Origin of the sequence: Stieleria magnilauensis (genome assembly GCA_007753675.1) — a bacterium.
Taxonomy (GTDB): Bacteria; Planctomycetota; Planctomycetia; order Pirellulales; family Pirellulaceae; genus Stieleria; species Stieleria magnilauensis.
The window spans coordinates 7,255,432-7,279,688 of sequence record CP036432.1 but is presented as its reverse complement, the minus strand read 5'-3'; the positions used below and the strand labels follow the sequence as shown (position 1 = coordinate 7,279,688).

Annotated in this window: 5 protein-coding genes; all 5 read right to left on the bottom strand. The window is 60.0% G+C overall.

What is annotated here, in order from left to right:
• Positions 1-69 precede the first annotated feature (69 nt).
• The 5 genes from TBK1r_RS26025 to TBK1r_RS26000 all read right to left on the bottom strand — a co-directional run bounded on the left by TBK1r_RS26025 (position 70) and on the right by TBK1r_RS26000 (position 24,209).
• A complete protein-coding gene (locus TBK1r_RS26025) occupies positions 70-2,796 on the bottom strand; it encodes a hypothetical protein (RefSeq protein ID WP_145217571.1) in 2,727 nt (908 codons plus the stop codon).
• Positions 2,797-4,272, bottom strand: coding sequence for a sulfatase family protein (locus TBK1r_RS26020; RefSeq protein ID WP_145217568.1), 1,476 nt, complete (start codon positions 4,270-4,272; stop codon positions 2,797-2,799). It abuts the gene before it with no gap.
• A gap of 304 nt (positions 4,273-4,576) precedes the next feature.
• Positions 4,577-6,865 (bottom strand): glycoside hydrolase family protein, encoded by a 2,289-nt coding sequence (locus TBK1r_RS39500; protein ID WP_473772460.1) that lies wholly within the window; start codon positions 6,863-6,865, stop codon positions 4,577-4,579.
• A 268-nt stretch (positions 6,866-7,133) separates the two neighbouring features.
• Positions 7,134-7,757, bottom strand: coding sequence for a hypothetical protein (locus tag TBK1r_RS26005; RefSeq protein ID WP_145217565.1), 624 nt, complete (start codon positions 7,755-7,757; stop codon positions 7,134-7,136).
• Between the two features lie 30 nt (positions 7,758-7,787).
• Positions 7,788-24,209, bottom strand: a complete 16,422-nt coding sequence (locus TBK1r_RS26000) for an Ig-like domain-containing protein (RefSeq protein WP_419580402.1) — start codon at positions 24,207-24,209, stop codon at positions 7,788-7,790.
• Positions 24,210-24,257 lie beyond the last annotated feature (48 nt).

Sequence of the window (24,257 nt, the reverse complement as noted above, 5' to 3'; positions counted from 1 at the left end):
CTGCGATCGGTCGCACCTGCCCGTGCGAGTTCGTGTTGAAGAGGCTGGTGCGGATGGCGGGCTGGCGGCTTATCCCGCGTCAACGGGCAGGGTCTGAACTTTTTTGACCTCTGACAGTTCGCCGCGATGGGCGAGGACCAGGACTTCTGCGCCCGGATCGATGTCGACCAATCCGCCGACCACGATCCTGCCATCATCCAGGCTGGTGGTGCCCCGGATCGGGCATCCGTTCAGGTCCAGGATCTGAACTTCGGCACCGGGAATCGTTTTGATTTCAGGCAGCCGGCTGGCAGGATGACGCCCCGTTTGCGACGCGGTCGTTTGCAGCGATCCTCCTCCGCGCGGCGTTTGCTGAGGCGGATCCACCAAGTTGCGGATCCGCAGGTCGATCGACGGATCTTCTTTTCCAGGATCGAACTCCATTTCCAGGAAGTTCCAGTAGAACGGTTCACCGTCGGCGTGCGGCGACAGGTTCGGATCGGAAAACTCTTTGTGATACAGGCAATGAATCGTCAGATCGCGTCCATCGACGTCTTTCATCTGGGGTCCGAACCCCGGAATCACGCCGCGACCCCCGCTGCGACCGATCGGACCAAAACTGGATTCGATCACGCGATGGGTCTGGTTGGTCATGATCGAACCGTTGTGGACGTCGCCGTAAACGGTCACGACGCCGTCGCGCCCGCCCAGCAATTCCAGCACGCGATCGGCACCGGCTTTGACCCAGCCGGCATAGTCGGCGGTCACCCGATCGCGTTGGCTGAACTTCATCGGATGTTTGCCGCTTTCGAAATCGCCCCGTCCGCCGGTCCAAATCGTGTGCAAGCCGTTGATTCCGGTCAAGCAAATCAATCGAGACGAATCGGTGGCGAGCAGTTCTTGTAACCAGGCGAATTGTTCTTCGCCCAGCAGGCTGCGTGTCGGGTCGGTGCGGTCATAAAGGCTCTTGAAGGCACCCCAGCCCTGCTCGCGCCAGACGTCGACGTTCTGGCTGCTTCGCCACAATCGTGAATCCGTGATCACGAACGTGAAGTCGCGATTTGGCATTTTCCAAGCCCGCCACTTCTTCGGATTGGCCAACGGATCAACCTCTTCGTCGCCGGTGATCAGGTGGTGGACGATTTGGAAGTTGCGTCGCATGTACGACGCGTCTTGCCCCAGTCCATCTTGTCGCCGAATGATGATCTGTTCGGGACCTTTGACGTCGTCCATGCCGTAATCATGGTCACCGGGATTGATCACGTTCCAGTGGCGCATCAATTGCCAACGGCTGGTCGGGCCACAAATCGATTGGGTGACGATCTTGTAGGCGTCATCGGTGCTGGGCGGATACAACACCAGTTCCATGTACCAAACGTCGTCCTCCCAGACCATCACTTGGAAATCGTACGCTTCCAAATGGGAGTAGGCGCCTTCGGTCGGTTGGTCGCGAAATTGCCAAACGTTGTTGCCGCCGGTGATCGTGTACCCGTTGTCGGTCTTCTGTTGCAGACCGCTGGTGATGGCATGGCAGGACAGACCACACAGCCGATACGGTGCGACGAGTCGGGGCAGGCGTCCGACATAGCTTCCACTGTCCGGTACATCGCCGACCAATCCCGTCCCCGGGCCGACGGCGGCCGTGCCGATGCGTGGATCCGCCGTCACGTCGACCCCATCCTTCCAAACGGTGTAGTAGAGGTCGGTCGCGCCGGGGTTCTCAGGCAAGACGGCTTCCATCACGGCGGTGTTGCGACGAAAGTCGTTGTTGATGATTTTTGCCTGACCCGCCACGGTCACCGACTTCCATCCGCCGGCCGGGCGTTCGGACGTTGCGATTCGAAGTTCCGCTTGTTCCCCATCGCTTTCGAAGATCCCGACGAAGCGAACCGTCCACTCGCCGGCGTCGTTTTTCTGCAGCGTGTCACCGAGTGCGTAGCAGGCCAGGCAAGGGCTGGTTTGCACGGCGAGCGGTGGCGCTTCCTCCGCTTCGATCGTCAGCGCGCTGACACTAAAGTCGATCAGCCCACGCGCCAGCACTCCGACATAGCCTTCGGTTTGGCCGACGGGAACCTTTTGAGTCAATCGAACCGTGTCGCTGCCACGAGACAGGACGACAGACAACTGGGCGTGTTGGCCGGCGGGGACCACGTCGACTCGCAAGTGGACGACATCGCCTGGCGACAAATCAAACGCATCGTGTTCGGCACCGGCTTGTTGCCGCCCGGCCCCCTTCTTCGCCTTTCCACGAGAGATCACATGGAGTTTTCCGTCGTCCGACCAAGCAATTTGGGTCGCATTGGTGACTTTGTTGAAACTTTCCAGCAGATTCTTCGCTCCGATCGCAATCCCCATCAGTCCATTACCGCGCTGGTACATCTTCCACGCAGGGTCGTCCCCTGGGGCCGGATCGGCAGCGTCGGCGTGGTAGACGAATTGGGCGTCGATCGAATACCGGCCGCTCAAAAACTGATCGCGCCGATACAGAATCCCCGCCGGCAGTGAGGGATCGTACTCCGTCTCCATCACACCGCCCTTGGATTCAGCGTGAAACGGAAATCCGGTGCGGCGGGCGCGATCACCGACGTTCGACAACCGGCGACGTAAGCGACCGTTTTCGACTTTCCAATAACCCGGGTTCAACGATTCCCACTCGGGCGGATGAACCAGTGAGTCTTGCCGGGGGAAGGTGATCTCGGTCACGCCAGACTTGGATGCGGCGGTCGCCAAGCCGGCGTGCGCGAGGGTCATTCCCGCCGAAGCCAGCGCGGCGGATCGCTTGACAAATTGACGCCGATCAATCGATGAGTCAGTCATTTATTTTCCTTCGGAGGCCCATTGCTTCATCAGGGCGATGTTTTTCTGGACGGTTGTCAGCTGCTTGGGATCAAATTTTGGCAAGCTCAGGCGGTCGGTGTAGACCTTCATGTCGCTGTCGTACATCTGTTCCGATTCGGCCTGTCGCCCTTGATCGTCGGTTTCTTGCATCCAGACGTCCAGCCGTTGACGCATCTCTGTCAACTTTGCGGCAAACAGCGGATCGCCCGCCAGATTGTGAATTTCATGCGGATCGTTTTTCAGGTCGTACAACTCTTCGGTCGGCCGGGTCTGGCGGAACAGCAACGCCTGGGTGTCGTTCAGTTTGCCGGCCGCGTGATCTGCGCGCAGTGCGATCAAGATTGCTTTGGCGTCCTTGTAGGCACAGGGTTGCAAGTAAGGCCGCTCGGGCAGGAAATTGCGGATGTACTTGAAATCGTTGGTGCGGACGCTGCGAATATGGTCGACGGTTTCGTCACAACGATCTCGGGCGGCAAAAACGGCTTCGCGCGGGGCGTAGTCATCGGCCAAAATGTCGCGGGCCTGCATCGAGTTGGGGAGCGCGATGTCTGCGGCGGCGAGCGACAACGCGGCGATGTCAATGTGCTCGACGACATCCTCTCGAACGGTGCCGGCTGGAATGCCGGGGCCGGCGATCACCAGTGGGACGTGCAGCCCTTCGTCGTACAGAAATTGTTTGCCACGCGCGTGACTGATCCCGTGGTCGGTCATGAACAACACGATCGTGTTTTCAAGCACGCCTTCTTTTTCCAAGCGGGCCAGCACTTCGCCGACCATCACGTCGGTCATGCGAACGGAATCCAGATAAGCCGCCCAGTCGCGGACGACGTCCGGATGATCGGGGTAGTAGGGCGGCAACTTGACGGCGCTGTTCGGTGTGCGGCTGCCGAGTGTTTTCTCCGCCGCCGCGGAAACTTTTTTCCAGCCCTCGGCGTCCTTGCCACGCAGTTTTCCGCCTTGTGTTTGGATCTGCGCGAAGAAGGGTTGCCCTTCGTTTCGTGTGGCCCAATCGTTGGAGTCGTAGACGGATTCATCCCACTGGAAGTTGTAATCCGTTTTGCCGAGTTTTCCGTTGAGCGGCCAACCGGTGATCGACGTGTGGTAACCGGCCTGTTGAAACAACTTGGGCACCAATTCGATGCCGTCGGGAAGATTGATCTTGAGTTCCCCACGACCGCTGCGGTGATGATGCGCACCGATGCTGGTTTGATACATGCCCGTGATGAACGCCGATCGACAGGTCGAACAGACCGGCGCGGTAACGAAGGCGTTATTGAATTTCACACCGCGCTGGGCGAGTCGGTCGACGTTGGGCGTCTGGATCGCGGTCTCGCCGTAGCACGAGAAATTCGCCGACATATCATCGGGAATGATCCAAACGATGTTGGGCCGATCGTCGGCAAAGAGCAGAGGCGAAGCTGTCAGCAGGCAAGCGAGCAAAAAGGTGCGGAACATCAGTGGGAGAGTCGTGGGTGGAAGGTTGAGTGGAGTGCAGCCATTGTAGAGACTCCATCGCGACGAAGCACTCCAGTAATTTTGCCAGGCTAACTATCGAAAAGAATACCCACCGATGGCAGCGCGAACCCACGGATTTTTGGCACCCTGTCATCCGTGGGTTCGCGCTGCCATCCGTGGGCAAAGTGCATCCGAGGACACAGTACAATTTCATCACTCCGCAGATTACAGCCTGACTTCAAATTACAGCCTGACTTTTTTCTGCTCCAAAAGCACAACCCTCAATTCAAATCTGAACAGAGCACTACGGTTTCATCAGCGTCTTGTTCTCGTCCTCGATCCGTGCCTTTTGTTTGCTGCTTAAACGTTGTTCAAAAAACACGTCCGGTTTGTGATAATCGCCGGTGCGTTTCATCTCCGGATCATTGACATCGAGCGAGAGATCGCAATCAAATCTGGCAAGAATGGCGTGGTTCTTGTCCCAGGTGGAGACGTTGGTGAAGTGTGACAGTCCCCAGGTGATTCCGCGGCCGTTTTGCGTGTCGGTAAACGCGTCGGGGATGAACGGTCCGCCCGCGTTGGGCATCAGCGAAACGATCGATGCGATTTTGAAATGGACGCCGTCGGGGGCGTATTGGATGGTGGAGTGCTCTAGACCGTCGCGGATGACAAACGCGGCGATCCCATTGCGAAACGGAAACAACGTCGTTTCGTGCCCGGAGTTGATCACGGGGTTGAGCGGATGTTTTTTAAATGGGCCCAACGGATCGTCGGCGATGGCAAGCCCCTGCATCCGGACCAGGTTTGGGTCGCCGTCGAAGTCGGACTTGTAATACAGGTAGATCTTTCCGCGATAGACCAACGGGTAGGGATCATGGACTGAATACTGGTCCCACTGTCCCGCGGCGCCGTTGGGGAGGACGACTTGATGATGGGCAGTCCACGGTCCGTCGGGCGAATCAGCGTAGGAGACTGCAACGGGACAGTCATCGCCACGCGTCCCGCTGGCCTCGCTGAACCCTTGGTAATACAGGTAGTACTTGCCTTTCCAAACCAGGATGTCGGGTGTGCTGACCGATCGCCATCCGAGCAACGGCTTTTCGGGCCGCGCGACGGCGACGCCTTGTTCGTCCCAGCTGAATCCATCTTCGCTGGTGGCGTACCAGATGTCGGCCAGATCCCAGTCGCTTGAGGGAATCGTGTCGGTGAACCCGTCGGGCCCTTGGGGCGGAGTGGGGGTGTTGCGTTTGGTGTACCAAACGTAGTACTTGCCGTTTTCGAAAATCACTTTGGATGGATCACGACGTGAGACGGTTCCATCGCCGCCGTGATCATCCAAGCCCTTCAGCGGCGTGTATTTGAATCGTGTGTACAACTCGTTGTCTTCGGGTCGGGGCGCGGGATAGGCGTCGTAGTTGCGCCGCATCGCCTCGCTCAGTGGGCGGTCCGGTTTCTGCTTTGGCAACACATAGGGGAATCCCGCCGCTGCATCATTGGCCGCAGGCTCATCGGCCGCTGCCGGCATCAATGAAACACGCAGCGGAATCTGGATGTTGAAGGAATGCCGGACGCGATTGGCGTCGCGGGTATCGGCGGCACACAGCAAGGCGATCGGGACGCCGTTTTCCAAATACACCTGCGGCCGTTCCAGGTGTTCAAACTGCTCGACCGTTCCGTCTTCCCATTGAACGATGCGTTCGGAGATCTCGTGGTGTTTAGCGGGTTTCCAATCGAAACCGTCAACCGAATCGTAGTGCACCAACGAGAACACGCGTTGTTTGCCTTCGTGTTTGATCCGTTTAACGATCGCCCGGTACTTTCCGTTTTGGTGCCAAATGTACGGGTCTTCCGCCGGAAAACGTTCGCCTTGGAACGTAAAGATCGGACGGTCGTGTTTTTTAAACGGTCCGGTGGGGTGATCCGACGTTGCCACACCGTGGACCACCGGGCCGCCGTTGGGCATCGGGTATTCTTTTCCGACCGCTTTGTAGACCATCAAGAATCCGCCGTCGGGGCGTTGGCAGACTGACGGATTCGACGTCATCAATGAGTCGATTGCGGCCTCGTCGCGGCTGACATCCAGCAGCGGTTTGTCACTGCGAACCCAGGGGCCATTGGGGCTGTCGGCCACCGCGACGCCGATGCGTTGGTTGTTGCGATGATTCCAATTCAGTTTCTCTTTGCCGGGAGTGCCCGTGACCATTCCGTCGCCGGTATTGCCCATGTAATACAGGTAATACTTGTCACCGAAACGGTGGACCGTCGGGTTGTGGGTGCACCAGCCGTCCCAGAACTCACGTCCGCGACGGGGCAGCGCCACGTCTTTGAATTGGAAGGGCCCGAAGGGGCTGTCGGAGACCGCGTGGGCGACTTCAGAATCGGTGACCCAGGCCCAGCCGAGGTGTTTGGGCCAGCGGCTGTAAAACAAGTGGTACCAGCCGTCGTCACCCTTGACCAGCGAACCGCCCCAGATGCTATGGGATTCGCTCTTGAAGGTTGACTGCCGCAGCACCTTGGCAAATTCGATCTTCAAGTCCTGTGCCGACGCAACAGAGACGAGCGAGACGACTAGCAGAATCGATGAACGTAGCAACGCGGACTGAACGAACGCGGATAGCGCGACCGCGGCGCTTGGAGGCCTTCTCGGGAACATCACCGGACTCACGGGGAAACAGGTTGGCGGCAACTTGGAGGGGCAAACATCGTCGTATGGGCGAAGCAGATTCCCATAGCCCAGATTGACATTTGCATGTCAATTCTAAACCCGTCGTCCGTTTCCCTGCAGCAATCTTAATTTCCTCCTCCTAAATCCTCCCGATGCGTCGCCCGGGGACGCCGTTGGCCGACGCGTCTCGCCGGTCTCAGGCACTTCTCCTCCGTCGCCTCGTCATGCAAACGTACATTGCGGGGACGCAAAGCAGCAGCGCGGCGACACTCGGTTCGGGAATGGCCGTGACAGAAATGGATCCTCCTCGAATGGTGAACGGCTGGTTTTGACCGGCACCGTTGGCAAGGAACGTGTCTTGCGGATTCAGGCTGAGGTCCAGTTTGAAATTCTTCGTTGCGTTGGCTGGGATCGAAAATTGCAGACTTCCGAGCCCTTCGCCACCGAGGACATTTCTGCTTCCGGACAGCAAAAAGTCACCGAGTTCGACGATTTTGAAATCATTCGAGATCAGACCGGCCGGCATGGAGGACGCACCGGAAAAGACGTAAGGGCGACTCGATGGAGCTCCAAAACCGGTCAGAACGGCGCCCGCGTCTCCGCCGACGACGGTGACCTTGAGCTGGAATGCCGCGACTTCAATCGGCAACGATCCATCATCTTCGATGAAGATATCGACGCTGCCCGACTGCGCAACGCCAGAAGGTGTTGTGCTGAAATCCCCGATGGTGACGATCGCCGCACGGGACTCCGTCCAACTGAACGCCAAAAAAACGCAAATCGCATAACGCGATGTTTTTGACCAGAATGTTGAGGACATGGACTCTATCGTTGCTTCATGAGTAAGGGGTTAGACGTTTAAATCGAATCGATAGACGACGCCCAGCGTGGACGCCGCCAGTAGCTGGCCGGCCAAATCGAAGACCAGACCGGTGAGCTCGTTGCCGAGTCCTTGCGCCGCCAGATCGACCGTGCGAACCAGCGATCCGGTCAGGGTGTACTCGCTGACCGTTGTGCTTTGGCTAGTACCGATCCACAGGTTGCCACTGACCGGATCAAGTGCGAGCCCGCCGTGGAAGACGTCGATTGCCAATGCAAAGCTGTTTTGGACGGCGCCGGTCGATGGATCGATCTGCCAGAGCAGGTTCGCGTTGCGGTCAAGCAGAAACAGGCTGCCGCTGGTTGGATCGTAGACACCGGCCACCGGATCGATGTTTTGTCCCAGATCGAGTGTCGCCAGGATCACACCCGTCGTGGGATCGACTGCGTACAGTTTGTCAAAGCTGACGCTGCCGTTGGTGACCAGCAGGCTTCCGGCGGAAACACCGACTCCGCCGAGGGTCATCGCGGTCGGCAAAACTTGCAGCCCCGTGTTGGTGCTGTTGCCGCCGGGCAGGTTGAACGCCGCTAACGTTTGGCCGCTGACCGCGTCGACACGCAAAATCTGCGAAGACGTCGCTACAAACAGGTCGCCGCTGACCGAATCCAACGCCACATCGTAAATCGTACCCACAGCCGGGAACGCAAAACCCATCGCGATCGGCACACTGCTGCCGCCAGCGGTCGTCACGATGAGTTCCCCAAAGCCGTGCGGTGGCAGGTTCAAGAACACACGTCCGTTTTGGAAGCTGAAGTCAGCGCTGTAGTACACGTCGGGACCGCCGCTGACGCTGCTATCGGTCAACTGCGTCGTTCCAAAGGTGTACACGCTATCGTTACCCTCGATCAATCCACTGCCAAAGATCGTGACGGACCCGTTGCCTCCCGTTAGGTCGAATGACGTCACCACCGGCACGATCTGCAAGCGTGCTTGGGTGTTGTTCTGGTCGCCGACAACGCCGACGGTTCCGGTGAAGGCGTTCATCGGGACAACGACGGTCAGTTGTGAACCATCGGGTTCAACGGCCAGCGGGCGAACGACTTGTTGGCTGACGATTCCGTTGATGTCGATGACTTGGAACACGACGTCACTGGACGCATCGAACCCGCTACCGGAGAGCGTGATGGCCTGACCGGGGTTGGCGGAAGCCTCGAGGGCGTTGGCGGGCGTGCCGCTGTCGGCAGTCGAAGTGATGCCGCTGAAGGTCAACGGGAACGCGGCGCTGGTGCCGCCGAGGGTGCTGACGCTGATCGGACCGAAGGGCACTCCGTTTGGAACGGTCAAGTAGATGCTGCCGTTTTCGAAGCTGAAGTCGGCGCTGTAATACACATCCGGTCCGCTGAAGGTACTGCCGTCGATCAACGGCTGGGCACCGAAGTGGATCGTCACGCCACCCTCGGCGAAACCGCTGCCGAACAACACAAGCTGCCCGTTGTGGTAAAGCGTCGAATCTTGACGCACGTCGTGAAGCGTCGGCACGATCTGCAAGAACTGGCCGACGTTTTCACGTTCCAAACGGACCATGCCGCTGGCCGCGTTGAAAGGGACCTGGACTTCCAGACTCAGGCCATCAGCGGCGACCGAAGCCGGCGTCACGACTGACGTGGTGAGATTACCGTTGAGGTCGATGGTGGTGAACACGACCCGGTCTCCGTCCTGCAGCCCGGCACCTTGAATCGTGATGGTTTGACCCACATTGGCCGCGGCGATGCCCGACCGTGCCGCCGTGCCGCTGTCTGCCGCAGCGACGATGCCCGTCAGCGACGTGCTGCCGCCGTCGACGCGCTGGACGGTCAACTGATAGGGGCCGGTGTAAAATGCGCTCGTGCCGCTATTAGCGACTGAGGGATCGTAGCTTGTGTTCACCCAGCTGCTGATGCCGATGTAGTAATCGCCGGCGGCGGGCAAGCGGACATCGGTCAAACGCGAATTGCCGTCCGGTCCGCTATTGACGTCGGATGCCAATTCGTTGCCCGTGGCATCGAACAGGCGAACGTAGGAGTTGACCAGGCTGAAGGGGGCCTGCCGGATCACATCGATGCCGATCACATCGCCCGCATTGGCCGTGAATCGATACAGGTCCACGTCTTGGGCAATGAAATCATTGTCACCGATGCTCTGCGAGTGGACGTTCAGCCGACGGTTGATCAAAAGGTTGACGAGCACCTCCGCGGTCGCCAGCGTGTCGCCGGTATCCGGGCCGAGGAACAGGTCGGACTCGGTCACGATCGTCGCCGCCGGACGGAGCGTGAAACTGCCTCCGGCCGTGCTGACCACGACCACTCCGTCAGAAACCCCGGCGGGCACGGTCAGGTCGACGACTTGTTGGTCGAGACCCTGATCGGAAATCACCAAGACATCAAGGCCGCTGACAACCTGACCATCGATCGTGACCGTCAAGCCGCCTTCGACCAGTCCGGTACCTTCCAACAAAATCGAGTTGCCCGCTGTTACCGATCCACCGACCGAACGCAGCGTCGGCACGATCTGGAGGGGGAATTCGGCAGTGCTGCCGATGACTTTCACCATCCCGCTGCGGGCCAGCGCGGGGACGGTGACGGTCAACCGTGTGCCGTCACTGTTGATCGTGCCGCTGCGGACCAAGCGTCCGGCCACGCCGCTCGCATCGACCGCTTCAAACTGGACCAGCGTGTTGCTGGTAAAACCGCGGCCGATCAGCGTGATCGGCTGACCGGTGTTGGCCGACGCGACCGACGCATTGACCGCGACACCGCTCTGGGGATTGGCGCTGATGCCGCCAAATTCAACGAACGGCGGCAAGGCGTCCACGGGACCGACAAAGCTGAACGAACCACCGGCGGTCGCCACCGTGATCGTGCCTTCGACGGCAAACCGGGCCAATAAATCGAACTGGTTGTTGCGGCTGCCCGAGACATCGCCGTCGACCGCGTTGGTGTACTGATCGGTGAGCGTGACGCCTCCGATCGTGACCGTGCTGGCACCTTCCATGAATCCCGAACCGAACAGGCTGAAGAAGGCGTCCACTCCGGCGCGACCGCTGATGCCGCTGAGCACCGGGACGATGTGCAAGTCGACACCGCCGCTGCCACCGAGAAGCGACACCGATCCGGTCTGCGCCAGATCCGGAACGATCACTTCCAATCGCGTGCCGTCACCACGGACCGCCGTCGGTAGCACTTCCACGCTGCCGACGACACCGTGGTTGTCACGGGTCGAAAAGACGACGCGTGTGGCGGCGGTGAAGTTCGTTCCGATCAGTTCGATCGACTGGGCCACGTTGGCCGATGCGGTGGCACCGCTTGCCGGATTCCCGTCCTTGGCGGTCGCGCTGATCGACGACAAAACGGGAGCGGGAGCGGCGATCGGCGCGAGGTCCAGACGGTACACGACGCCGTTGTTGGAACTGACGAACAGTCGACCGGCCGCATCGAAGGCCAGTCCGGAAAGTTCGTTGCCGAGTCCTTGAGCGGACAGGTTGACGGAGCGGACCAGCACGCCGGCGGTGGTGTATTCGCTGACCGAGGTCGTTTGGCTGGATCCGATCCAGAGGTTGCCGGTGACCGGATCGATGGCCAGTCCGCCGTAGTTGACGTCGATCGGCAGTGCAAAACTGTTCAACACAGCGCCGCTGGTCGGATCGATCTGCAGCAACTGATCGGGGCTGCCGTCGAGCAGGAACAGGCTGCCGCTGGTCGGGTGATACACTCCGGCGACCGGATCATGGTTGAGTCCCAGGTCGCGTGTGGCCAGGATGACGCCGGTGTTGGGGTTGACCGCATAGACCTTGTCAGTGCTTGCGCCGCCGTTGGTGACCAGCAGGCTTCCGGCCGGTATCGCGACTCCGGAGAGCGTCATCGCGGTCGGCAGAACCTGCAGCCCCGTGTTGCCGCTGTTGCCGCCGGGCAGACTGAACGCCGCCAGGGTCTGGCCGTTGGCCGGATCGATTTGCAGGATTTGTGAGATGGTGACGACGAACACCTTGCCGTTGGTCGGATCGACGGCCACGTCATAAAGAATGCCTGCGGCGGGATGCAGGAAGTGGGTCGAGATCGCGACGCTGCTGCCGCCTGTAGTTGTTGCGGTGAAGGATTCAAAGCCGTGTCTGGGCAGACTCAACAGCACGCGTCCGTTCTGGAAGCTGAAGTCGCTGCTGTAGTAGACGTCCGGTCCGGCGTTGACGTCGATGTCGGTCAGCTGTGAACTTCCGAAGACGTACAGGCTGTTGTTGCCTTCGACAAAACCGCTGCCCAACACTTCGACTGCGCCGTTGCCGTTGACGTTCAGGCCGGTGACGATCGGCACGATCTGCAGCAGGTGCTCGGCAGCCGAACCGATGACATGGACGGAGAACGCGCCGTTGAAATACTTCGGCACCAGGAAGGTGGCTTCGGTTCCGGCAACGTTGACGAAGTGCGGATTGAGCAACTGCGTTTGCAGTGTTCCGCCGAGGTCACGGTACTGGGCCAGCAGATCGGTCGTCATGCTCAGTCCGGTTCCGCTGACCGTGAAGGTCTGTCCGGGGTTGGCGGAAGCATCTGCCGCGTTGGCGGGCGTTCCGCTGGCAGCCAGAGCGATCAGATCGTTGTAACCGACCGCAAAGGCCGCACTGGTTCCCCCGGCGGTCATGACGGTGACGGCGCCGTGGAAGTTGCCGTCGGTCGGTAAAGCCAGATGCACAGTGCCGTTGTGGAAGCCGAAGTCGACGCTGTAGTACACGTCGGGACCCTCACTGACACCCGTATCGGTCAACTGTATGCCACCGAACGTGTAAACACTGTTGTTGCCTTCGACGAATCCGCGTCCGGACAGGATGACTTGTCCGCTGGATCGGTCGGCGGCGATCGAGGTGAAGTCGACGTTGTCGAGCACCGGCACGATCTGCAAGCGTGCTTGGGTGTTGTTCTGGTCGCCGACGACGCCGACGGTTCCGGTGAAGGCGTTCATCGGGACGACGACGGTTAGTTGCGATCCATCGGGTTCAACGGCCAGCGGGCGAACGACTTGTTGGCTGACGATGCCGTTGATGTCGATGACTTGGAACACGACGTCACTGGACGCATCGAAGCCGCTGCCGGAGAGTGTGATGGCCTGCCCGGGGTTGGCGGAAGCCGCCAACGCGTCGGCGGGCGTGCCGCTGTCGGCGGTCGAAGTGATGCCGCTGAAGGTCAACGGGAACGCGGCGCTGGTGCCACCGAGGGTGCTGACGCTGATCGGACCGAAGGGCACTGCGGTTGGAACCGTCAAGTAGATGCTGCCGTTTTCGAAGCTGAAGTCGGCGCTGTAATACACATCCGGTCCGCTGGAGGTGCTGCCGTCGATCAGCGACTGGGCGCCGAAGTGGATCGTCACGCCACCCTCGGCGAAACCGCTGCCGAACAACACAAGCTGCCCGTTGTGGTAAAGCGTCGAATCTTGACGCACGTCGTGAAGCGTCGGCACGATCTGCAAGAACTGGCCGACGTTTTCACGTTCCAAACGGACCATGCCGCTGGCCGCGTTGAAAGGGACCTGGACTTCCAGACTCAGGCCATCAGCGGCGACCGACGTCGGCGTCACGACTGACGTGGTGAGATTGCCGCTGAGGTCGATGGTGGTGAACACGACCCGGTCTCCGTCCTGCAGCCCGGCACCTTGGATCGTGATGGTTTGACCCACATTGGCCGCGGCGATGCCCGACCGTGCCGCCGTGCCGCTGTCTGCCGCAGCGACGATGCCCGTCAGCGACGTGCTGCCGCCGTCGACGCGTTGGACGGTCAACTGATAGGGGCCGGTGTAGAAGGCGTTTGCGCCGCTATTAGCGACTGAGGGATCGTAGCCGTTGTTCACCCAGCTGCTGATGCCGATGTAGTAATCGCCGGCGGCGGGCAAGCGGACATCGGTCAAACGCGAATTGCCGTCCGGTCCGCTATTGACGTCGGATGCCAATTCGTTGCCCGTGGCATCGAACAGGCGAACGTAGGAGTTGACCAGGCTGAAGGGGGCCTGCCGGATCACATCGATGCCGATCACATCGCCCGCATTGGCCGTGAATCGATACAGGTCCACGTCTTGGGCAATGAAATCATTGTCACCGATGCTCTGCGAGTGGACGTTCAGCCGACGGTTGATCAAAAGGTCGACGAGCACCTCCGCGGTCGCCAGCGTGTCGCCGGTGTCCGGGCCGAGGAACAGGTCGGACTCGGTCACGATCGTCGCGGCCGGACGGAGCGTGAAACTGCCTCCGGCCGTGCTGACCACGACCACTCCGGCCGAGACTCCGGCGGGCACGGTCAGGTCGACGACTTGTTGGTCGAGTCCCTGATCGGAAATCACCAAGACATCAAGGCCGCTGACAACCTGACCATCGATCGTGACCGTCAAGCCGCCTTCGACCAGTCCGGTACCTTCCAACAAAATCGAGTTGCCCGCTGTTACCGATCCACCGACCGAACGCAGCGTCGGCACGATCTGGAGGGGGAATTCGGCAGTGCTGCCGATGACTTTCACCATCCCGCTGCGGGCCAGCGCGGGGACGGTGACGGTCAACCGTGTGCCGTCACTGTTGATCGTGCCGCTGCGGACCAAGCGTCCGGCCACGCCGCTCGCATCGACCGCTTCAAACTGGACCAGCGTGTTGCTGGTAAAACCGCGGCCGATCAGCGTGATCGGCTGACCGGTGTTGGCCGACGCGACCGACGCATTGACCGCGACACCGCTCTGGGGATTGGCGCTGATGCCGCCAAATTCAACGAACGGCGGCAAGGCGTCCACGGGACCGACAAAGCTGAACGAACCACCGGCGGTCGCCACCGTGATCGTGCCTTCGACGGCAAACCGGGCCAATAAATCGAACTGGCTGTTGCGGCTGCCCGAGACATCGCCGTCGACCGCGTTGGTGTACTGATCGGTGAGCGTGACGCCTCCGATCGTGACCGTGCTGGCACCTTCCATGAATCCCGAACCGAACAGGCTGAAGAAGGCGTCCACTCCGGCGCGACCGCTGATGCCGCTGAGCACCGGGACGATGTGCAAGTCGACACCGCCGCTGCCACCGAGAAGCGACACCGATCCGGTCTGCGCCAGATCCGGAACGATCACTTCCAATCGCGTGCCGTCACCACGGACCGCCGTCGGTAGCACTTCCACGCTGCCGACGACACCGTGGTTGTCACGGGTCGAAAAGACGACGCGTGTGGCGGCGGTGAAGTTCGTTCCGATCAGTTCGATCGACTGGGCCACGTTGGCCGATGCGGTGGCACCGCTTGCCGGATTCCCGTCCTTGGCGGTCGCGCTGATCGACGACAAAACGGGAGCGGGAGCGGCGATCGGCGCGAGGTCCAGACGGTACACGACGCCGTTGTTGGAACTGACGAACAGTCGACCGGCCGCATCGAAGGCCAGTCCGGAAAGTTCGTTGCCGAGTCCTTGAGCGGACAGGTTGACGGAGCGGACCAGCACGCCGGCGGTGGTGTATTCGCTGACCGAGGTCGTTTGGCTGGATCCGATCCAGAGGTTGCCGGTGACCGGATCGATGGCCAGTCCGCCGTAGTTGACGTCGATCGGCAGTGCAAAACTGTTCAACACAGCGCCGCTGGTCGGATCGATCTGCAGCAACTGATCGGGGCTGCCGTCGAGCAGGAACAGGCTGCCGCTGGTCGGGTGATACACTCCGGCGACCGGATCATGGTTGAGTCCCAGGTCGCGTGTGGCCAGGATGACGCCGGTGTTGGGGTTGACCGCATAGACCTTGTCAGTGCTTGCGCCGCCGTTGGTGACCAGCAGGCTTCCGGCCGGTATCGCGACTCCGGAGAGCGTCATCGCGGTCGGCAGAACCTGCAGCCCCGTGTTGCCGCTGTTGCCGCCGGGCAGACTGAACGCCGCCAGGGTCTGGCCGTTGGCCGGATCGATTTGCAGGATTTGTGAGATGGTGACGACGAACACCTTGCCGTTGGTCGGATCGACGGCCACGTCATAAAGAATGCCTGCGGCGGGATGCAGGAAGTGGGTCGAGATCGCGACGCTGCTGCCGCCTGTAGTTGTTGCGGTGAAGGATTCAAAGCCGTGTCTGGGCAGACTCAACAGCACGCGTCCGTTCTGGAAGCTGAAGTCGCTGCTGTAGTAGACGTCCGGTCCGGCGTTGACGTCGATGTCGGTCAGCTGTGAACTTCCGAAGACGTACAGGCTGTTGTTGCCTTCGACAAAACCGCTGCCCAACACTTCGACTGCGCCGTTGCCGTTGACGTTCAGGCCGGTGACGATCGGCACGATCTGCAGCAGGTGCTCGGCAGCCGAACCGATGACATGGACGGAGAACGCACCGTTGAAATACTTCGGCACCAGGAAGGTGGCTTCGGTTCCCGCAACGTTGACGAAGTGCGGATTGAGCAACTGCGTTTGCAGTGTTCCGCCGAGGTCAAGGTACTGGGCCAGCAGATCGGTCGTCATGCTCAGTCCGGTTCCGCTGACCGTGAAGGTCTGTCCGGGGTTGGCGGAAGCATCTGCCGCGTTGGCGGGCGTTCCGCTGGCAGCCAGAGCGATCAGATCGTTGTAACCGACCGCAAAGGCCGCACTGGTTCCCCCGGCGGTCATGACGGTGACGGCGCCGTGGAAGTTGCCGTCGGTCGGTAAAGCCAGGTGCACAGTGCCGTTGTGGAAGCCGAAATCGACGCTGTAGTACACGTCGGGACCCTCACTGACACCCGTATCGGTCAACTGTATGCCACCGAACGTGTAAACACTGTTGTTGCCTTCGACGAATCCGCGTCCGGACAGGATGACTTGTCCGCTGGATCGGTCGGCGGCGATCGAGGTGAAGTCGACGTTGTCGAGCACCGGCACGATCTGCAAGCGTGCTTGGGTGTTGTTCTGGTCGCCGACGACGCCGACGGTTCCGGTGAAGGCGTTCATCGGGACGACGACGGTCAGTTGCGATCCATCGGGTTCAACGGCCAGCGGGCGAACGACTTGTTGGCTGACGATGCCGTTGATGTCGATGACTTGGAACACGACGTCACTGGACGCATCGAAGCCGCTGCCGGAGAGTGTGATGGCCTGCCCGGGGTTGGCGGAAGCCGCCAACGCGTCGGCGGGCGTGCCGCTGTCGGCGGTCGAAGTGATGCCGCTGAAGGTCAACGGGAACGCGGCGCTGGTGCCACCGAGGGTGCTGACGCTGATCGGACCGAAGGGCACTGCGGTTGGAACGGTCAAGTAGATGCTGCCGTTTTCGAAGCTGAAGTCGGCGCTGTAATACACATCCGGTCCGCTGAAGGTACTGCCGTCGATCAACGACTGGGCACCGAAGTGGATCGTCACCCCGCCTTCGGCGAAACCGCTGCCGAACAACACAAGCTGTCCGTTGTGGTAAGGCGTCGAATCCTGCCGCACGTCGTTAAGCGTCGGCACGATCTGCAATGGCAATGGCCCGTCGACAAACGCGGTGCTGTTGATGTCTCCCGTTGTGGCGTTCATCGGGACGACAAAGAAGGCGTTGTTGACGATGCCGTCGAATCGTGACGGGGCTACCTCAATTGATCCGAGGTTGCCATTGACATCGATTGTGGGAAAGGTCACTCGCAAGTTCTCATCGACACCGCCGGGAAAATGGAATCCGATTTCTTGACCGGCATTGGCCGACGGTGCACGCCCGACCCTTGGGAACCCGCTCTGGGCCTTCAAATCACTGGCCGGACGGATTGTGAATTCGAAACTGAAGGGGGCGGCAAGGTGGTTCCCGGCGCGATCGGCGACGATCGACGGGTCGAGGGTGACCTGATAGTTTCCGGTGTCCAGCAGATTGGCCGGATAGATCGAAAGGCGACGTCCCAGCACTCGGGATTCGACGGATCGCAGCGGGACCGTCTGGTCATCGCCACCGCCAACCACTCCGTCGGCGCCGAGGAAAATCAGTGAGACACCGCCCGCGTTGACAAGGGCTGTGTTCAACGGTTCGTCAAAGCGAACATCAATCGACGGGGTGAAGAAAACCTTCTGACCGGATTGCGGGGTCGTGCCGACCACCGATGGTGCGATGGAGTCGGCGACCAAGTCATAGGACAAGATGTTCGAGAGCGAGGTATTGCCACCGGTGTCGATTGCCCGAACTTGGATGGAGACCGAGGAGGGGCCGCCGGCTAATGCGGGGGCGATGGCGATGAAGTCAAAGGGGAACGCCACGTCGTTTTGCACGACTTGTCCGTTGACCAAGAGTTCGACGTTTCGAACCTGGACATCGTCGGTGATCGAGACTTGAATCGGAATCGAAGTTCCTTCGACGATCTGAATGCCGGCAGCGCCCCCATCAATATCCTGAACCGGGCTTGAGATCGAAATGACGGGAGCTTGGCCGAGATTATCGAACGAACGATAGTTCACGACTTGCAATCCGTTGACACCGTTGGCGACAAAGGCGATGCCGGCGCCCAAGGCGACACTTCGTGGATCGGACGGCAACGAATACTGTGTTACGAAAGCACTTGTATTGGTCGGATCGGAGACATCCACGACGTGCAGCACGCTGTCGACGCCGAAGCCCAGATCGCCGACGGAGATGCCCAAACCGGAACCGTTGGCGACGATTGCGGTGCCGGCGATATTATTGGCGTCGACATCGCTCAGCAGAATCAGGTTGTCGGGATCGGCCACATTGGCCGTCATGAACCCTTGTCCGAAACCCGGGTCGGCGCCGATGTAGGCGACCCCGTTGCCGACGAACACTTTGCGGCCGGCTTGCGGCAACGTCAGAGAGCCGCGCACGACCGCGCTGAAATGGCTGATGTCGATGGCACGAAGTTGTTGGTTGCCGGTCAGCGCGTACAGGAGGGAACCTTCGCGGGCCAGGTCGACGATGCCGCCGCCGATGGTGATCGATTCGAGCAACTCGCCGGTAGCTAAATCGATGATGTGCAGTCGGTCGCTTTGCGGCGACCCTGCATAGATGAGGCCGTCATAGATTTCGACGCGAGTGGCGCCGCCCGGCAATGGCACCGACTGCAGCAACGTCGGCGAAGTCGCAGCGGCGACATCGACGATTTGTATCCCGTAGATCCCAGTCGCGACCGCGGCAAGATTCTGTGATGGCGAGATGTCTAAATCAAGGGCATTGCCGTTGAGCATGAGCTGACTGACTACGACCGGCATTTGCAGTTGACTGACGTCAATGATCGCAAGGCCATAGCTACCGGTGGCGACGTATGCCATTTGGTCACCGGTGTCAAGAACTGAACCCACCAGTCTGATCTCAGTGGCTTCCCCCTGAATCAGCAGAGACGCAACCACGCCGGTTGGAAACGCCAAACCGGAGAGCGGGTCAAGACCTTGCTCGATCTCGGCTCGGTCAGAGATACCATCGAGGTCACTATCTGCATTCGTCGGATTGGTGCCGATGATCGATTCGACTAGGTCGGTCAAGCCATCAAAATCAGAATCAACGCTTGAGTCAACAACGATCGGTCGGAAGCAGATCGAAGTTGACTCACCCGAAGAGGCTGTAATGACGATCGTTTCACGGACTTGAAAACTGGATGCACCAACCAGACGCAGGAGATAATGCGAGTTTGGCTGCAGGGCGATGTCAGTTATCGATCCGTCGCGTTCCGTAGTGCCTCGGATCACAAATCCGTTATCCAAGTTCTCCAAATAGTAAAAGTACTTTTCACTGACAAAATGTTGAAGTTCCAGGTCCGCATCGAACAACAGGTCTTCGTATTCAGCCATTCTGGCTGCGAATCTCTCTGCCGGAGTTTGCCCCTCAAACAGAGCGATCAGATTTGACTCCAGCGTTGCCAATTGATCACGCTGCTGTTGGGTTAGTTCCGCTTCGCTTTGGGCGTTTCCTATCAATTGCTCAATCTGATTTGCAATGTCCTGCGACAGATCAAGATCTGTTTGGATTGAGTCTTGGATTGCCCTCATATTCGCAATCAATTGCAACAGAGGATCGCTGATCGGAAGATTCGATTGCGATTCCGTGTTCAGTTCAAATGGCGGAGGGGCATTCCCGTCCGTGCCGCCACTAGAACCACCGCCAGCACACAATTCAGCAACCTTGACACAGGCATCCCTCGCTGCCTCCGCCGCGCGTTTTGACGATGCGTAGTTGAAGGTGTTCTTGAAATTTGAAACGAACGTTGAGAAGTAGGCCTTCGCGCAAACGATATATGCGTTGTATCCTCGAAATGGTGTGCAATCATCAGGCTTTTTTGGTTGCGTGATTGGCGGTGTTAGTCCATGCCAACCCGGTTTGGTGATTCCCGTTCCGGGATCCGAGGTGACCGACAGACCGTCTTCGGAAACCGTCGCCGTGCCTTCGATCACCAGTCGTCCCGTGGTGTGATCGAAACTCAAGAAATTCAGCTTCGTGCCGGGAGCCGCGTTGAACACGTTGGGAAACGTGATCTGCAGCGGCGTCGCGAAGGCCGCCGCATCCGGTGCTTGAATCGTGATGTCAAAGGTGTGCTGCAACAGCCCCGCGGGCAACATGTCGCGGACCAGTTCCGGCGGGACGGCGCTGATCCCCACCTGTCCACCTGTGATCGGTTGACCGTCTGGTCCGATCAGACTTGCCGGTTGGATTTCCAGTTGCAAGTACTGCCGTTGCTGTGGTGTCAGATTCGGTGCGGATTCAGCGTCGACACCGATCGTGGTGGCGGCCGAATCGCTGACCGACTGCAGGATCGAAGACTTGATTCTCGGCAGGTAGGTTTCTAACCGATCCAGGTTCGCTTCGCGCTGTGCCCGCGTTCCCATGGTGCCCATCACGGTGTTCGCCTGTCCGACCAGGATTTCCAGGTCCATCACCATTTCAGGGAAATAGAATCCTGCCGGGGCATTGGTCGCCGTGCGGCCGTCGATCGCCAATTTGATGTTTCCCGCCGGCACCGAGGCAAAGCTGAAATAGCCTTGAGCATCGGTCGTCACGGATTGGTTCTCGAGACCGAGAATGAAGACTTTGACACCCGCGAGCGGATTCAAAAAGATGTCGTCCGCGGTGTGCAAGGCACCATCGGGTCCGGCACGGAAATCGTCAAAGGTCATCGGTTTTAAATCGACGCCCGGATCATAGACCCGCCCGGACAGACTGGTGCCCGCCAGCGGAACCAGACTGACTGTCGTGAAGCGATAAGAAAACGTTCCTCCGGCTGTTCCGTTTCCGTCGGCATCAAGCGGTTGACCACCATCGGCCGCCAAGATCGTGTCACCGACGACGTGCACGGTGACCGTCGATGCACTCGGTAGGGGTTGGTTGAAGAACAGCCACGCGAAACGACCATCGGCGGCGGGAACGATCCTCGCTGGGATCTTGGTTCCGGTGGTGTCGGTGGCATAGAAGTTCGTCGCATTGAGCGAGCCAACGTTCACGGGCCGCGAAAAGAAGACTTGTGGTCGATAGGTCGACCCCACATCACTGGAGCCCGCTGCGGGGGTGACGTGTGTGATGGTTAGCGGAATCAGCTCGGGCAGCGTCACCGAACGAGAAACGGTGGTGACATTGCCTGCCGCGTCGCGCGCGACCACGTTCAACGTGTGCGTCCCGGCGGTCAACGTCGATAAATCAAGTGCCGTGTTGAACGCACCACCCGCCTTCGATGTCAGGAACGAGCGGGCGGCTCCGCCGTTGAAGTTGTAGGTCAGCGACACGAGTGCCGCGCCGGTACCCGAAACGCTGCCGGTTAGCCTTGCCCCGGCGGCCAGGGTTGCGCCGGCCGGCGGCAGGTCAACCGTCAAGGCCGGGGCGATGGTGTCCAGCACAAAGTCCAACTGTTTGATGCCGGACGTGTTGCCCGCGTAGTCGGTCGCGCGCAACTTCAACGCGTGCGCGCCGTCTGCCGTGCCGTCCAATGGCAAGGTGGTTTGGACGGAAAAGTTTCCATCGGCATCGAAACTCAAGGGGCCAAACGCACCGTTGTCCAGTTGTGCCTCCAACGTCGCGACGCCCGAGAGGTTGTCGAGCACCCGGCCGGTCACGGTCACGTTTTGTTGGGTCGCGATCGCCGTGTTAGGCGAAACAAGAATGACCGTCGGAGCGATTTGATCGACCGACGTCGTGAAGGTGCCGAGCACATAAGAAGCCAGGGACCGGCCCGCCTCCAGCCCGTCTCGATTGGAGAAGTCGTAGTGAATCCCGCCGTAAACGCGGCTACGGCCCGCTTCCTCAGCCGCCTCGTCGAAGTTGTTGAACGCGCGGCTGACGCCGGGCAGGCTCGCCGAGGTGGCGACGAAGGAAAAGCCGGGGCCGAACGTCGCCGTCAGAATCGCTGCTGCTGCGCCGCTGTAGGTGCTGTGTCCGGAAACGTATTCGGGAAACGGTGGTGAAATCACAAGCGGCGTCCACGACGGATCCGCGAGCGTTGCGGCGTTGCCGTCGCTGGAGCCCGCGCGGATCGCCGTCTCGGGGCGCCAAAAGTCATACCGGTATTTCGCGTTCCAAGCGACGATCGCGGCATCACCGAGGGAGAGATTGAGCGCAGCGAACAGTCTCGCGTTTTCAGAAATGCTGTTGCCCGCCGTGAGTGCGGCGTCGCCGGCGATCACGTTCCAGTGACCGACGGGGGTTGAGGTTCCCGCGCCGTCAGCCCAGAACCGGGCGATCTCGGTTTGATCGGCGGTTCGAGAGGGACTGTTCAGTTGACCGAGTGACTTGACTTCGTTGTAAGCGTTCGCCCACGCTTGGCTGGAAAGGTCCGGCGGCCCGGCCGGTAAGAACTGGTCGGCAGTCGTCATCGCAAACGGCGTCAAGTTTGCCCATTGGGGATGCAGTGCCTGGGCATAGGTCGGGCCGGTGGGAAGCCAGGCACCGGGAACGGTGCCGGGAACGTAGTCCACGAACGCATTCCAGCCGTCACCCGCCCGCATGGCGAGGATCGCATCGGCGACGGACCGGCCGAACGTCACGCCGGCAGTCTTGCCAGAGCCCTCGGGAACGACCGCCAGTGCCGCCTGCAGGTTGGCATCCAGGAAGGATTGTTGCCCCGGATATAAGTCATTCAAAACGTGGTAGGCGGCGCCGGAGACGGCCGCTTCCAAAGAGGCGCCCGGCGGCGGCAGCAACGAAACGTAGTATCCGGGACGTCCCTCCAACGAAGCCACCGCGTCATAGATCGCCGCATGAACGATCGCTATTGCCCGTGACGCGTAGGTCGGTGACGATGCATCAAAGGTAATCGCATCGAGGGTGACTTGATTCCAACGCAAGACCGGATCCTGCGAGCCGGTCTGAATCACTCGCTCGAGATTAAAATTGGCGACAGTCGAGTTGCCGGCCGCGTCGGTGGCAATTGCTGTGAATGGATTCGAGCCAACCTGAAGTTCAACGGACGCGAACTGAACGGCACCGGTATTAGAGCTAAGCGATGTCGCAGCAACCGGGGCGAGTGCGACCGAGACGTTGGGGTCGGTACTGCCCACCAAGGTGACGCGTGATGCGTTGGTGGTTCGCGGCCCGACAGCGCCAGAGCCCGCGGAAAGATCGAGCGCGGGTGCTGCGGGAGGCAAGGTGTCGAGGATGAAATCGAGATTCAGGGAGGTCGGATTGCCAAAACCGTCGCGGGCGACGATGCGAACCTGATGGCCGCCATCGGCAAACCCCGGGATCGTCTTGGGATCGAAGGAGAACGAGCCGTCAGGATTGACCGGGACGCTGATCGTCGTCGTGCCGTCCAGATGGGCTTCCACCGAAAGGGACCCCAACGGATCCGAAACGGTTCCCGAAATGGTTGCATCAAAGGTCAGGCGATCGGTGTTCGTCAGCCCTCCCGGTGCGGTGTCGTTCAGCAGGGCGGCGTGAAGCGTCGGCCCTGTCAAGTCCAGTGACCCCGCCGGTAACCGCGCGAACAGGTTTTCGCGAATCCTCAATCCGTCCAAGACGTTGATTTGTCCAGATCCGTCGAAGTCGAAGTAGGCGGAATAGTTGTCGTTGGCCGGGCGGGCAAACAGTCGGCTGCGAAGTCCAATCCCATCGATCACGTTGGTCACACCGTTGCGATCCCCGTCCCCGGGGACGACGTCGAACGTATAGACGAAGTCGCCGCCTGGTGTGGCATTGCCCGTCGGGTAAGCCCCCAGAAAGTCTCCATCGAGCGACGTCCCGATGCCGTTGGTGATGCGATCACTTAATCGAATGGCAAACTTGTCTTTGCCTAATTCGCTCGGTAGCGTCCAGGTTGCGATGAAAGTGTTGCCGTCGTAGTGCAAGTCCTCCGCACGCGGCACGATGGCCAAGCCGGAATTGACCCCTTGAATACGAAGGTCATCGAAACGGACGTTAACGTGTTCGCTGAACTTGAACTTGACCTGGTTCAAGTTTTTCCAGGGCAACACCTGCGCGGTTTGTCCGGGCAGCAGACGAAACCCAATGGTTCCGAGTCCTTGTGAGCTGAGGTGATCTTGGAAAACCGAGTTCCAACCGCTGCCCGAGACGCTCGCGTCCTGGATCACCGCGGCAAGAAGTTGCCGTGATTCAAGCCGCTCTAAATGCAGCGCCCT